The organism is Limnospira sp. PMC 289.06, from assembly GCF_032350395.1.
In the GTDB taxonomy this organism is placed as follows: Bacteria; Cyanobacteriota; Cyanobacteriia; order Cyanobacteriales; family Microcoleaceae; genus Limnospira; species Limnospira platensis.
The window spans coordinates 7,292-22,250 of sequence record NZ_JARPLC010000053.1 but is presented as its reverse complement, the minus strand read 5'-3'; the positions used below and the strand labels follow the sequence as shown (position 1 = coordinate 22,250).

Genomic DNA, 14,959 nt, shown 5'->3' with positions numbered 1-14,959 from the left:
ATTATCCGGTATTAAGAATAATTCTCGGTCTGTGGTGCGTCAGAAATCAATTATCAGGTATTAAGGATAATTCTCGATGTCTGACGCACCCTACGGTATGATTGGCTGGGGGTTAAAAGCGGATTTTGTTTTTCATAAAATGCCCGAAAAGTCCGAAACAAAGGGCAATTTCTGCGACAATAATTTGATTGCCAAAATGGTGATGGCGTTGGGGGGAATGATAATGAATTTGGCTGATGGCATTTAAGTCAATAATACGATCGCTTATGGGAATCATCAACTTATCCCAGTGGCTACCTTCGCCAATTTCTACAGCCCAACTACCCATGACTGAGTAATCAGGTTCAAACAAAAATAAACCGTTTTCGTCTGTGAGTCCTTTGGTCTCGGGTAAATTGGAGTCGGCGGGAGGATGCACGACTACATCGGCATTATAAAAGGCTTCTCCGGTACTGAATACGGCCTCGATTTCTAGGGCTTCCCCTTGTAGATGATAGTTGGTGAGTACGCTATGGGCTAAGGCATCTCCGGGAAAACCTAGGAGACTAATAAAAATGGCGATCGCTACCAAAAACTGTTTAAATTTCATCGGATTTTCAGACTACTAAAATTGACTAATTGGCACTACTGATATCGGTCGTTTTATGCGAAGGAGTTGGCTGAGATAAATGTTAAACCAATGCCAATCAAAACGACAAGGAAGGCACTTACAATAGATAACTTCTGCAAAATTATCTGATTTTCTGGGAACTTTTCTAGCCACTGACCAGCATAAACGGCTACTAAGCCTAAACCGACCAGGACTAATGCTAACCCTAGACTAAAGCCGCCCACTAGAAATAATCCATAGACGATCTGGTGTAGGGCTACTGCACTTAATAACAGAACAAGTGCTGTAGGGCAAGGAACTAACCCGCCAGCAATCCCTAATTTAATCAGGGATGATACACTACTTGAGGTGTGACTGTGGCTGTGACTGTGGCTGTGGCTGTGACTGTGGCTGTGACTGTGGCTGTGACTGTGGCTGTGGCTGTGGGAATTTAATCTTTTTCTGAGTAGGTCTAAGCCAATGAGACAAATGGCGAATCCACTAAAACCACTCAGTAGGGGATACAATTGTTCTGGTAAGATATATTGGGAAGCAAATAGGGCGATCGCACCTAAGACAAAAACACTGAGGGTGTGGGTGGCTGTGGTGGTGACTCCTAGTAAAATTGCTTGTTGGGGGGTTCCCTTGCTGCCGATTAAATAGGCACTTACTAGGGTTTTACCATGTCCTGGGGATAAGGCATGAATTGCACCCAGACCAAAGGCAATGGCTACGCCTAACCCAATTGTAGTTAAATTCGGATCGGATGTAAGCAGATTCACCAGATCGGCGCTATGGTTGAGATGGGCGAAAATTAGATTGGCTGTCATGTTAACAGTGATATGCTATAGGTCTGATTTGACGGTTAGTGTTGAGATTACACCAGTAAAAAATTATAAACTGTCGTTGATGGATTTGGGGTCAAGTTTGAGGGTGAGTTTTTGGTGATTGCTTATAACCATGATTAATTTTCCCTAATAGTGAGGATTTACAGGTGATTAAATAACGGGGATTTACGGGACTATTTTAAGGTTCTGATAGTCACCACCTGGGGAGGTGTAGCATCTGGGGGATAGCGGAAATCTAGCCGAACTAAACGGGTTTCTTGTGGCTTCAGCTTGAGAGTTAGTAGGGGTTCAACAATTTGTCCGCGACGATGCCATAAATGCAGATATTTAGTATTTTCCACAGAGCGATCGTCGTGATATTGTAGGCGGACGGTGCCGCGAAAATAGGGGAAATCCCAGGGAGGTTGTCGGAACATCAACCCGCCTTGGGATAGGTTTTCTTCCTTTTGAGGAGTTTCTAAAGTAATGGTGACTACCTGTTGAGTATCTGTAGGATTAAACAGGGGAGTAGTTAGATCATAATGAACGCCATAATTACCATGGGATTGATAAGCAGTATCAGGATAGCGAACGGCTAATTCGGCGGCTTGAATTTGACGGGTTCCCAAGGTGCCGCTTCGGATGGTACTAATTACATAAGAAATGGCTTTTCCGGGTTCAGGAATAGTTAGGTAGTTAGCGGCTTCATCAACTAAATCGGCTTGCCATTTAGAACCCTTTTGTACTCCAGCGACTCGACTATAAACTAACTGACCAGTGGTTTGTTCGGGTGGAGTGGGTAAGCGATCGCGAGGCTGTGCTAAACCGCCATTATGGAGGAGATTTTGCCATTCTATTAATTCTGGCGATCGCTCCTTACCATCAGGGGACATCTTGGCATACATTGCCAAACTTGCCACATATACATGAGAAGGAGTGGGAGCAGTGCCACTGGTGGTACAATTGAGGCGCATAAAAGTCGATCGCCCATTGACCGGACGTTCCAAGCCTTTAACCGGAATTGGATGATTTAACAACATCCGCATTTCGCCGGGGGGAATTTCTAACTGAGAGGGAAAATCGGCTAGTCGGGTTCCCCGCATCACGGCATCAACGGCGCGAATACCGGGCCCAGAATAGACATTTCCCTGGGAATTATCAGCCATGGGCGGTTTCTCCTGAAAAGGGGCATCAGGTTCCAACAAATAACTCGCCACCGCCGGAATATGCACCCTCACAGGCTCGTTATGGGGGTTGTAGACCAAAATACCTATATAGAGGGTTTTGGACTCTGGTGGCGTATGTACGAAGTGATGGGCGAACAATTCAAACTCACCCCCCAGAGGATAATCAAGATGGGCTTCTGGGACAGCCTTACCATGAGGGGGAAATGTGGATAGCAAAATTCCCTCCTGCTTCACCCACTCCGGGCTGTTACTATTAAACATTGGGATATCGTCCAAAGCGCCGGGGAGAGGTCGCACTTCCCCCGGTTGAATGGCGACTGAATGTTCCCCTTGGGGGTTCAGAGCAGCCAATAGGGGGTTTTTAGGGGACTTCCAGGTTAATGATTGGGTAGTTACCTGGCTTTTCACCGGAACTACCACGGACACCCGAAACAAGATCCCCGCCAAAGCGCCGCCTAAAGCTGCGAGTGCGACAATGAAAATAGAGGTGATGAGATTGAAAACTCGATCCTTCATTTATCCTGAGATTTTTAGAGTTCCAAATTGTTAATTGATTATGTCCTATTCACCACAATTCCTGAGCGGCAGCGAAATTCGTCAGAAATTCCTCAATTTCTACGCCGAACGTCAGCATAAAATTATGCCTAGTGCTTCTTTGGTCCCAGAAGATCCTACGGTCCTGCTCACTATCGCGGGAATGCTACAGTTTAAACCGATATTTCTAGGACAGCGACCCAGGGAAGTTAACCGCGCCACTACGTCCCAGAAATGTATCCGCACCAATGATATTGAAAATGTAGGACGCACGGCGCGCCATCATACTTTTTTTGAGATGTTGGGTAATTTCAGCTTTGGAGACTATTTTAAAGAACAAGCGATCGCTTGGGGATGGGAAATTTCTACGGAGGTATTCGGACTGCCGCCAGAACGTTTAATTGTTAGTGTATTTAAGGAGGATGACGAAGCGTTTGCGATTTGGCGAGATCAAATTGGCATCCCTCCCCACCGCATTCAACGTATGGGTGAAGAAGATAACTTTTGGAAATCTGGACCGACGGGACCCTGTGGCCCCTGTTCGGAGATTTATTATGATTTCCACCCAGAAAGAGGGGATGACCACATCGACTTAGAAGATGATAGCCGATTTATTGAATTTTACAACCTGGTTTTTATGCAATATAACCGGGATGCTGATGGCAACCTGACCCCTTTACAAAATCAGAATATTGACACGGGTATGGGGTTAGAAAGAATGGCGCAAATTCTGCAATGTGTGCCAAACAACTACGAAACTGATCTGATTTTCCCGATTATTAAAACGGCGGCGGATCTGGCGGGTATTGATTACGCTAAAAGTGATAATAAAACTAAGGTTTCTCTGAAGGTGATTGGAGACCATCTGCGGGCGGTGGTTCATCTGATTGCTGATGGGGTAACGGCTTCTAATGTGGGGCGGGGTTATATTCTGCGGCGCTTAATTCGGCGGGTAGTACGTCATGGGCGCTTGATTGGTATCAGGGGGGAATTTACTACGCAAGTGGCGGAAACGGCGATTAGTTTATCCCAAGATGTTTACCCGAATACCCGTGAACGGGAAAGGGTGATTAAGGGGGAATTGCAACGGGAAGAATCGCGGTTTTTGGAGACTTTGGAAAGAGGAGAGAAACTGCTGGCAGAATTGTTGGAAAAACAGCCCGAGCAAATTTCGGGTCAGGATGCTTTTGTTCTCTATGATACCTATGGCTTCCCCCTAGAATTAACTCAGGAAATAGCTGAGGAAAATGGTTTGACTGTTGATGTGGAGGGTTTTGAGGCGGAAATGTCTGCCCAAAGAAAGCGATCGCAAGCAGCCCATGAAACTATTGATTTAACTGTTCAGGGTAGTTTGGATAAGTTGGCGGAACAGATACACCCGACAGCATTTTTGGGCTATGATTTCCCGGACTCTGAGGCGACGGTGGAAGCGGTTTTAATTGCTGGTAAATCGGTGACGGAAGCGGTGGCGGGAAGTGAGGTGCAAATTGTGCTTGACCAAACTCCTTTTTATGGGGAGTCTGGGGGACAAATTGGCGATCGCGGTTATTTGACTACTTCTGATGTGATTGTCCGGGTTGATGATGTTAAAAAAGATTCGGATATTTTTATTCACTTTGGTAGGGTGGAAAGGGGAACTTTAACTGCGGGAATTACTGTTAATGCACGCATTGACCGCGCTTGTCGTCGTCGCGCGCAGGCTAATCATACGGCTACTCATTTATTGCAAGCGGCGCTCAAATTGATTGTTGATCCTGGTATTTCTCAGGCGGGTTCTTTGGTGGCTTTTGACCGCCTACGGTTCGATTTTAACTGTCCTCGTGCTTTGACAACTGAGGAGTTACAACAAGTGGAAAATCAGGTGAATAGTTGGATCGCGGAAGCACACCCGGCGACGGTGACACAAATGGCTTTAGAGGAGGCTAAAAATAAGGGGGCGATCGCTATGTTTGGCGAAAAATATGCGGCGGTGGTGCGGGTGGTTGATTACCCGGGTGTATCTATGGAGTTGTGCGGCGGAACTCATGTGACTAATACGGCGGAAATTGGATTATTTAAGATAGTTTCGGAAACGGGAATTGCGGCGGGTATTCGGCGCATTGAAGCTGTAGCCGGACAGTCGGTTTTGGATTATTTGAATGTCCGAGATACGGTGGTTAAAGAATTGAGCGATCGCTTGAAAGCTAAACCGGAGGAATTACCAGAAAGATTCACTAATTTACAGGCGGAGTTAAAAACGACTCAGAAACAGTTGGAAGCTGTGAAAGCAGAGTTGGCGATCGCACAGTCTGACCAATTATTATCTACTGCTGAAAGGGTGGGAGATTTGCCAATTTTGGTGGCGGAACTTCCCGGAGTTGACGGAGAGTCCCTGAAAACGGCGGCGGAACGTTTACAGCAGAAATTAGGTGAAAGTGCGGTGGTTTTGGGGTCGGTAAGTGATGGTAAGGTTAGCCTGGTGGCGGCTTTTAGTCCGGTGGTAATTAAGGATAAGAAGTTGCAGGCTGGTAAGTTTATAGGGGCGATCGCTAAATTATGCGGCGGTGGCGGTGGCGGTCGTCCGAATTTAGCCCAAGCTGGCGGACGCGACCCTAGTAAATTACCGGAGGCTTTATCAACAGCAAAATCTCAGTTAATTGAGGCATTGAAATAGTTATTTAATCAGGTGGGTAAAATGCCCACCTTTTTTAGGGCTACAGGTTCAACAAAAATTAATCAAGATAACTAATTAAGTGCCTAAATTTGTGTTATAATTGGCTGCCATAATTTACCGATAAAGTCAAACCATGAAAATCAATCAACTAGAATATTACGATGAAGAATATCAATGGAGACTTGCACCCATAGATTTATTAGAAAATTGTAACCTACTGGTGGGGGTGTCTGGCGCTGGAAAAACAAGAATATTAAAATCTATCTATAGTTTAAAAGCCATAGCCAATGGCGCGTCTTTAAATGGCGTTAGCTGGAGTGTTAGTTTCTCCACCAAAGACAATCATCAATATCTGTGGACTGGTAAATTTCAAACCAAAGAAAATTTAACCCCTATTGATAGTGATTCTGAGAAAGAAGAATCGGTTAGAATTCTTGAAGAAACTCTACAATTAAATGAAAATATCATTGTGGAGAGAACACCAGAACAGATAATTTTTCAGGGAGTCAAAACCCCTAAGTTATCGCCTTTTGAGAGCGTCATTGAATTATTAAAGGAAGAAGATATTATTATTCCAATTAAAGAAGAACTAGACAAAATTATATTTACTGATTCAGAACGTGATTTTGATAAAATATGGAGATTGCCAGTATCTGTCTTTAAAAAGCATGAAAATGCGTCTTTGTCATTTCTAAAGGAAAGTGATTTACCTATTTTTATTAAATTGGCTATTCTTTATAGAATACTGCCCGAAGAGTTTGCCAAAATCAAAAAAACTTTTATCAGTATCTTTAATAATGTCGAAGATATCCAAGTCGAAACTTTAAAAGATGAGGATATTCCTATGGCATTATCCCGATTATTACAAGAGGCTACGATTGTTAGTATCAAAGAAAAAGGAGTCGAAAAATGGATTGATAATATTTCATCAGGAATGTTTAAAACGTTGATGTATATAAGTGAATTATATTTGTCTCCTAATGATGGCGTGATTCTGATTGATGAATTTGAGAATAGTTTAGGAGTTAATTGCATTGATCGGGTCACGGAGTTAATTTTAACGGATAGACAATCTCAATTTATTCTGACCAGCCATCACCCTTATATCATTAATAATATCAGTCCTGCATATTGGAAAATAGTCACTCGTAAAGGGGGTTTAGTGACTGTGAAAAGTGCCAAAGATTTTCATATAACAGAATCGAGACAAAAGGCTTTTATTGATTTAATCAATGTGCTGCAAGATGAACAAGAAGATGAGGAAGATTAATGAATATTTACTTCTTAGTAGAGGGAAATAGCACGGAAAAAAAAATTTATCCCAAATGGCTGTCATATTTAGTTCCTGAATTAACTAGAGTTAAATATCATGACCAAGTTCAAAAGAATAATTATTATCTGATAAGTGGAGAAGGCTATCCGGCTATTTTGCATGATGGTCTTGATAACGCTATTGACAAAATTCGGGAAACCAACAATTATGATTATTTAGTGATTTGTGTGGATGCTGATGAAGAAACTGTGGATGCAAGATTAAATGATGTTCAAAAAAAGAGCCAAGATCGAAATATAGGCAATACTAAAATTAAAATTATTGTGCAAAATCGTTGTATAGAGACTTGGTTATTGGGAAATCGCAAAATTTTTGATTCCCGACAACCTTTAGAATCTCCATTATTAGATTATGTGAATTATTATGATGTTTCTCAAGATGATCCGGAAGCTATGGGTAGCTATAATAATAAAAATCATGCTGAGTTTCACGGTGAATATTTAAAAGAAATTTTCCGAGCCAAAAATATATGCTACACTAAAAGAAACCCTGGGGATGCTAGAGAGAAACATTATTTACAAGAATTGCAAAAAAGGACAGCATTTAATGGTCAGCATTTAAAAAGTTTTCAAACTTTCTTGAGTTTTTGTGAAATGATTAAAACCCAAATATCTACATAGGTGGATATTCGGTAGATAATTCCTGGGGTGGGGTAGCGGTTAGATGGAGATTTGCGCCAGTTTGAGGATGCTGGAAACTGAGAGAATAAGCGTGTAAATAATATCCACAATCTCCGGGAAATGTGCTATGATGGTTTGAGGTTGGGTCGGTTATGCGTGGCTTTCCGCCAATGGTATAAAGAGGATCTCCCACTAGGGGAAATCCGGCGGCGGCGAGGTGAATGCGGATTTGATGGGGTCTACCTGTGAGAATGGTTACTTGTACGATCATTTTATCGCTGTCTCGCCGAATTACTTGACAGTTACTTTCGGCGGATAATCCGGTTTCTGTCGCGCCGTAAATATAGCCGATAATGGGATGGGGAATTTTGCCGATCGCACAATTAATACTAAAATAATCCCTGGGACTACAACCTTCAGCTAAGGCTAAATAAACCTTAGTAATTTGTCGCTGGCGCATTTGTTTGGTTAAATACGATCGCCCTACGGTAGACCTCGCCAACAACACGAGTCCTGATGTTCCCCTACCTAAGCGATGAATTGGTATCGGTGTATCCTGGGGATATTTCCTTTGTAATTGTCGCAGTAGGGTATGTTCCAAAAAACCCCCACCAGGTATCACTGGAAGTCCTGACGGTTTCGCAACTACTAAAATATCTGCATCCTCATAAATTACCTGGAAAGATAAAGGAACATCCGGTTCATTCCAAGGAGGTCGATGATAGGCGAGTTGCTGTCCGGCTTGAAGTTCTATGTCTGCTGTCGCTGGCTTTCCATCTAACCAAATCTGCTGGTTATTAATGCGATCGCACCATTCATTTCTACTGGAATGGGTATATCGCTTGCTATAGTAATCCAAGACAGTTAATCCGGCGCTAAGGCGATCGACTTGTTCGCGATAAATCCAACCTGAATTTAACAATTAACTCTCTGATCAAGACATGAGGTTAAATCTATCACAAAATCATCAATTTGTCAACCCATAACCATATACTAGATGATTACCCGATATGGATTCAGGCTGCTAATTGATGTTACCAGAGGTTAGTATCAACCGCCCACCGTGACCACAAGAATTTTACAGATGAGATAACCTCCGATTAATTTACTGCGGTGGTTTTAGGAGGGTTTGTACCTGTTCAAGTAATACTGTAGGAATTTGGCAAATACCCCCTTGTTCCAGTACACCCCAAGTCATTTCTAGCCAAGGTTCCCGTTTATGGATTACCTCCTCTATTTCCAAAGAACTATGCACCACTGCTAGACATTTTAGATTACCGCGATCGCGACAAAACTCATGCCAAGGAGCAATTTCTTCTGGCTGTGAACTAATCACTAAATAATGAGTACAGGCTTCTAATAGCGGTACTTTTTCCGGCTGCACTTTACCACCTACATCTACCAAAACTAAAGTTTTTTGACGACGTAGATTAAGAATAGCTTGACTATGATGCTCGAAAAATTTATCAGTTATCCCACCCTTATAAGCCAGTTTATAGGCTTCGCGATCGCTTGATTTTGTCATCTCCCCCAACTCCAAAATCCAATTACCTTCACCATCCCAGTGAGCCCTCTGTAAATATATGTCAGAATACTGAGTTAATAGGGTGCGGAATAGTGCGTGGGAGAGGACAGATTTACCGCTGTCAGGTGGTCCTACAATCATCATGGCTGGACACAAACGCGGGGGTAAATTTTCCTGTAAATCGATAGATAAAACCTGTCCGACCTGAGTTTGTCGGGAGTGGGTGGAAACTACCACCGCACCTAAACGCGGATCGTAGCAAGCCACCCAAGCAGCCGGGTGTAGTTCATGAATTAGATAGCCATAAAGCCAGATCGGACCACGCCCTGAGATAACTATACCACCTTTATAGTCAATGTGGGGAGGTAAAGTCTGGTCTCTCAAATCTTCCGGGGAAATTAGGCGGTCTTTAGTTACCAATTCAATAGACAGAATCTGATAACTTAACCCTTGTACAGACCGGGATTTACTTAAAGTTAATTTAATCGCTGATTCAGCAGACTGGGGCATTTTTTTTAACCAACACATTCAGCTACAAATATTGTAGAGTATTATGGCATGGCAATTGAAGAGGGTACTTCTACAACAAATTAGTATGTTTACTTATCCACCTAGTCCGGCGATTTTGCAATGGTTGAGTCAGGGACAGTTTCCTAGCAGGTTACATAGATCAGTCCGACTGTGGTTAATACTCGATCGCCTTTACGGAGGACAATTTAATTGGGTTAAATCTCTATCTCAGCCATTTCGTTATAGCCAATTACGCGATCGCCTATTTTCTCTCAGTCATAGCAAAGGCGAAACTTTATCAGCCCAAGAATTAACCGGAAATTGTTCTGACCCAAAATGTTTATGTCATCAGTCACTTAGTACCATATTAATCCATAGTAACTTACCCCAAAGTTTGAGTGAATGGGTAACGGAAACATCCCAACGCACAGGCTTATCTGTGGCGGAAATTAAAACTCAGTTAGATTACTGTCCTTTTGCTACAGTTCACCGTTCATTACGAGACGATTTAACCCTGTTAGCATCCCAGGGATGGTTAAAGTATAGAACCCGCCAAGGCTATTATTCTTTACCTCCCCAACAGTTACCCAAGCCACCTATGCAAACTCACCCTAACCGCTACTTTGAACAACTATCTTCGAGTCAAAAATCGCATCTTATCTATATATTAGAATCTGTCGCTTTTGTACAGCCAGATATTGACATTGCCATTAATAGTTTATGGGAGGCATTTACCGACTCCCCGACTAACTCATCTGGTTCTTTCCTAGAGCCAAATCGTCGGATTTTTCTGCATTTTGACTATATTCTGTCCGCAGAAATCCAGGAAAAAGTAGATGATTACCAACAACAAATTGAATCTTTATGGTATAATCATAATGGCGGCGTAATTCAATTTAAAACCTGGGTAGCACGGGAAAATAGGGCAGCTTTAGTTACAGTGTATCCTGTGTGTTTACACTATGCTAGACGCGCTAAGTATCTGAGTGCTTATGGAGTTGATCCTTGGGGTGCAATGACTTGGCATAATTATCGACTCGATCGCATTTTGTCTCCCCAATTGAGGATTTTATCCTGGGATGATCCAGAAGTTCCTCAAGTTCTCCAGAAACAGCACCAAACTGGTACACTTCCTAATCCGGGATGGATTGAAGAAGAACTAGAGCAAGCCTGGGGGTTTAATTTTTATCTACCTAAAGCTCTATTGATTGTGCGCTTTCCTGTAGACTTTGCTAGTAATTATGTGGATGATACTGTGAGACATTCAACTTTCCAAAAAATGCCTTATTCGGAATTATTTAAATCCGTTGATACCCAGGTTGATAATAGGGAAGAAAGACAACTGATCAAGAATATTTTGCGCCAACGTTCTCCTGATGATGCCTACTATCAAGCATGGGTGCGGGTCGGTGATATTAACATAGTTATGCGACTGCGAGACTGGCGACCCAAGGGAGAAATAATTGCACCAGTTGTCCTACGTCAACAAATGTTAGAGGAGGTAGAAGCAGAACGTTTGCATTATCTTCAGTAATTCAGTAATTAACAGGCTGATTAAATGTGCCATACATTATCAAATTTACCTATCTAATATCAGGCTATGGTCTCAATTTCTAGCTATTCTAAACAAGAGTTAATCATCCATAAACTGCGCCATCATATTCACAGTGCAGCGGCTGAGTTTGCGATTTCTCCCGAAATTGCGGGAGGGATTATTTTAGATGAATTACAACGGCGAGGTTTTAAAGATGATATCGAGGAAATTATTGCCAGAATTTTACCTCGGTTAGTTTATTGGGCTAACTGGTCTATTGGGGTGGCTCAATTTAAACCCAAAACGGCGGAATTAGTCTATAGTGAATTATTAGAGGATTATCCGAGACCCGCAGCCCTTGTGCGATCGCTTCTTGATGATGCTGTATCCTGTCGTTTAGTCGCCGCCTATTGTCGTTATATTATCAACCTTTGGAAGCCAGTATATCCCCAGGCTGAAAATACTAATATTGACCAAAATGGCGCTCGTTTGTTAGGAACCCTGTACTCCTTAGAAGCTACAGGAACTTGGGGAGTCAATGATAACCCGATATTTAATGACCGAGGAGAAGGTATAGTTTCTAGTATGCCCAAAATTAGGCAATTAATTCAGGATTAAAAACCTCGATTAATTAGTTAGTTTGGCGGGAAAATTTAGCCAATCACTTGCTAAAAATCCCAAAATCTGCTAAACTGAAAATCAAATGATATACTGGGCGCGGTTTGTGACTAAAGATACCGAAGACCAATTAAACCCGTCCCCTGATAGCCGGGGAGACCTGTGGGACTCAAGCCATACCCCCGACTCGGAGATAGCAGAAACCAGTAGGCGAGAAAGACAAAAAGCCCTTGATAGCATAGAGTCTAGCCTACGTCCCGGACAAGATGCGATGGGTAAATGGAAGGGGGGACGGTTGGCGGTTTCTGCAGTTCCTGGTGCGGGAAAATCGACGGGAATGGCTGCTGCGGCAGCTTTAGCGATCGCTCGTCATCAACTCAACCCCCAACGCCAATTAATCGTTGTCACCTTCACCCGTGCCGCCGCCAGTAATATCCGCGCCAAAATTCGCCAACACCTCAACAATCTCTCCATTTCCCCGGTCGGCTTCGTGGTGAATACCCTGCACGGACTAGCGCTATACATTGCGACCAATCACCCGGCATTGTCAGGCTTAGACCTAGAAAATGCCACCCTAGTCGTCCCCACCTCCAGCCACCGCCTAATCCGCGCCTGTGTTGAACAGTGGATTACCCATAATCCCCGCCTGTACGAAACCCTAATCGAGGGATGTCAATTTGACTCAGAAGAAACCGAAAGATGGCGGCGGCGATCGGTTTTGCGTACTGAAGTTTTACCAGAGTTAGCCTTGAAAGTTATTCATGAAGCGAAAAGTTCTGGCTTAACTCCTGACCAGTTGCGAAGGTTAGGGGAAAAAATCCCGGACGATTACCAAATTATGAATATAGCGGCTGGCTTATATGATAACTATCAAGAACTGTTACAAAAGCAGCAATTAATTGATTATGACGAAATGATTTTAGGGGCTTTGCGGGTCTTGGAAAATCCCCAGATCCGTCAAAGTTGGCAACAGCGAGTATTTGCGGTATTTGAAGACGAAGCCCAAGACTCTACCCCTCTGCAAAATCAACTCATAGAAATTTTAGCCCAAGATAGTGGTAATAATTCCGATTTGGCTAACTTAAACTTAGTGCGAGTGGGAGACTCAAATCAAGCGATTAACTCAACATTTACCCCCGCCGACCCGGTTTATTTTCGCCAATTTTGTGAAAACTGCGAAGCCTTGGGAAGGTTAGCGACTATGGATAGGGCGGGACGTAGTAATCAGATTATTATTAAGGCTGCTAACTTTGTATTAAAGTGGGTAAATGATAAATTTTCTGAGTTTCCAGAACTGCCGTTTAGGGCACAGGATATTCGCCCAGTTGACCCGGATGATCCCCAAAAAAATGCTAACCCTGAACCCCACGGACAAGGAGTAGAAATATATCAGCCTGAAAGCATTTATGATACTGTTAACCTCATTTTTAAACGAATTTTCTCCATTTTTCAGCAGCACCCAGAGGGAAGTTTTGCAATTTTAGTCCGAGAAAATCGCCAAGGGGAATTTATCGCTAAGGCGCTACGCCAACCTCAAGAATATGAGGTAGAGGTGAACTTGAGTGATTATCCGATTACGATATTTGACGCTTATGAAAGCGCTCGTCAGTCTCATATTCCTAGGGAAATGTTGCAGTTGCTGCAATTCATACACCGCCCCCATTCTCCTAATTATTTGAAGGCTGCTCTGAAAGTATTAAGCGATCGCCATCGTATTCCCAACCAAGATTTTAACATCCTAGCAGCACAGCCGGAACAATTTTTATATCCGGGCCCCCTCTCACCTCCTCAATCAGAAAATGTCAGCCGCTGTCGTCAACTCTGCTGTAGCCTAATTAAAGCCCGTTTTGAACTTCCCGTTTATGAATTAATTTCATTTCTCGCCCTCGCCTTACAATACGAAAAAAGCGAACTCGCCAGCGCCGATAAACTCGCCACTAGAATTTCTCAGCATACCGCCGGAAATCAAACCTTATCGGCGATGTTAACCACTTTAGATGAAATCGTTAGTTCCGAAAAATTTGACACTATAGAAACAGACGAAGAAAATTCGGATGATAGTATTTTTACCCGTCCCGGTCAGGTGACAATTATCACCATGCACAAAGCCAAAGGACTAGACTGGGATTATGTATTTCTGCCATTTTTACATGAAAAAAACATCCCCGGAAACCTGCGAGTTAATCCCCAAAAACGATTTTTAGGAGATTTTACCCTGCCGGAAGTCGCCCGCGCCCAAATTCGCGCTTACCTTCATAATTACCAGCAATTACCCGATATAACTACCGCCTGGGAACAGGCGAAATATCTAAAAAATGCTGAGGAATATCGCTTACTTTATGTAGCCATGACTAGAGCTAAACGGCTGTTATGGATGTCCGCAGCCCAACTGGCTCCCTATTCTTGGCGCAAACCAGAAAATCAGCAAAAACAAGCACCATGTCCGGTTGTAACTGCCTTAAAAACAGAATTTCCCCATAATTTCATATCCAGGAGCTACAATGAAGATAATTAATTAGGTATCCCCGTGTAATTCATCAACTTTAAAGAGTCAACTCTCAACTATTTCCCATTATGTTGAAGTTTAACCTACCTTTACTGTCACTTTTCTTTTCCGTCGCTACCTGGCTGAATGGTTGTACTCAGGAGCCACCTTTTGAATGCACAGATGCGATCGCTTGTGTTACCATTAACCGAGGAGAACCTATCAAAATAGGGGTTCTGCAAACTCTGAGTGGGGGAACTGCTCCAGGTGGTATTGATCAAGTCCGTACCATTCAACTGGTGGTAGAACAACGGGGAGATATATTAAATCGTCCCATTCTTCTCAAGGTTAAAGCAGAATTTATCATTGAAATTCCAGTCAATTAATAATTAATAATTAATAATGGTAGGGGCGGGTTCTGCTGTCAATTCTCCATCCCCACGACCATATCAATAAACCCGCCCCAGCGGATAATTAATAATGGTAGGGGCGGGTTCTGCTGTCAATTCTCCATCCCCACGACCGTATTAATAAACCCGCCCCA

At 43.0% G+C, this 14,959-nt stretch carries 12 protein-coding genes; 7 read left to right on the top strand and 5 right to left on the bottom strand.

What is annotated here, in order from left to right:
- Positions 1-112: 112 nt before the first annotated feature.
- The 3 genes from P5674_RS12750 to P5674_RS12740 form a co-directional block, all read right to left on the bottom strand.
- Complete coding sequence (locus P5674_RS12750; protein ID WP_006618096.1) at positions 113-589, bottom strand: hypothetical protein; 477 nt, start codon at positions 587-589, stop codon at positions 113-115.
- A gap of 53 nt (positions 590-642) precedes the next feature.
- Positions 643-1,419, bottom strand: coding sequence for a HoxN/HupN/NixA family nickel/cobalt transporter (locus tag P5674_RS12745; RefSeq protein ID WP_014276692.1), 777 nt, complete (start codon positions 1,417-1,419; stop codon positions 643-645).
- A gap of 191 nt (positions 1,420-1,610) precedes the next feature.
- Positions 1,611-3,119, bottom strand: coding sequence for a DUF3370 domain-containing protein (locus P5674_RS12740; protein WP_006618098.1), 1,509 nt, complete (start codon positions 3,117-3,119; stop codon positions 1,611-1,613).
- Between the two features lie 40 nt (positions 3,120-3,159).
- Between P5674_RS12740 and alaS the strand changes: the two genes are divergently transcribed.
- The 3 genes from alaS (at position 3,160) to P5674_RS12725 (ending at position 7,743) form a co-directional block, all read left to right on the top strand.
- Positions 3,160-5,790, top strand: coding sequence for an alanine--tRNA ligase (alaS, locus tag P5674_RS12735; RefSeq protein ID WP_006618099.1), 2,631 nt, complete (start codon positions 3,160-3,162; stop codon positions 5,788-5,790).
- Between the two features lie 133 nt (positions 5,791-5,923).
- On the top strand, positions 5,924-7,060 hold the full coding sequence (locus P5674_RS12730; RefSeq protein ID WP_006618100.1) for an AAA family ATPase: 1,137 nt from the start codon (positions 5,924-5,926) through the stop codon (positions 7,058-7,060).
- On the top strand, positions 7,060-7,743 hold the full coding sequence (locus P5674_RS12725) for a hypothetical protein (protein WP_006618101.1): 684 nt from the start codon (positions 7,060-7,062) through the stop codon (positions 7,741-7,743). Before P5674_RS12730 ends, P5674_RS12725 begins: the two co-directional genes overlap by 1 nt.
- Here P5674_RS12725 and P5674_RS12720 read toward each other — a convergent pair.
- Complete coding sequence (locus P5674_RS12720; RefSeq protein ID WP_006618102.1) at positions 7,736-8,665, bottom strand: RluA family pseudouridine synthase; 930 nt, start codon at positions 8,663-8,665, stop codon at positions 7,736-7,738. The two genes, P5674_RS12725 and P5674_RS12720, sit on opposite strands and share 8 nt — an antisense overlap.
- Before the next feature lie 183 nt (positions 8,666-8,848).
- Positions 8,849-9,778, bottom strand: coding sequence for a CRISPR-associated ring nuclease Crn3/Csx3 (gene crn3 / locus P5674_RS12715; RefSeq protein ID WP_014276695.1), 930 nt, complete (start codon positions 9,776-9,778; stop codon positions 8,849-8,851).
- Positions 9,779-9,863: 85 nt separating this feature from the next.
- Here crn3 and P5674_RS12710 point away from each other — a divergent pair, with 85 nt between their 5' ends.
- The 4 genes from P5674_RS12710 (at position 9,864) to P5674_RS12695 (ending at position 14,801) form a co-directional block, all read left to right on the top strand.
- Positions 9,864-11,312, top strand: coding sequence for a TIGR03985 family CRISPR-associated protein (locus tag P5674_RS12710; protein ID WP_006618104.1), 1,449 nt, complete (start codon positions 9,864-9,866; stop codon positions 11,310-11,312).
- 66 nt (positions 11,313-11,378) lie between these two features.
- Positions 11,379-11,930, top strand: a complete 552-nt coding sequence (locus P5674_RS12705) for a hypothetical protein (protein WP_006618105.1) — start codon at positions 11,379-11,381, stop codon at positions 11,928-11,930.
- A gap of 85 nt (positions 11,931-12,015) precedes the next feature.
- Positions 12,016-14,445, top strand: a complete 2,430-nt coding sequence (locus tag P5674_RS12700; RefSeq protein WP_006618106.1) for an ATP-dependent helicase — start codon at positions 12,016-12,018, stop codon at positions 14,443-14,445.
- Positions 14,446-14,504: 59 nt separating this feature from the next.
- Positions 14,505-14,801: an ABC transporter substrate-binding protein gene (locus tag P5674_RS12695; RefSeq protein WP_006618107.1), complete on the top strand. Its 297-nt coding sequence runs from the start codon at positions 14,505-14,507 to the stop codon at positions 14,799-14,801.
- The last annotated feature ends 158 nt before the right edge of the window (positions 14,802-14,959 follow it).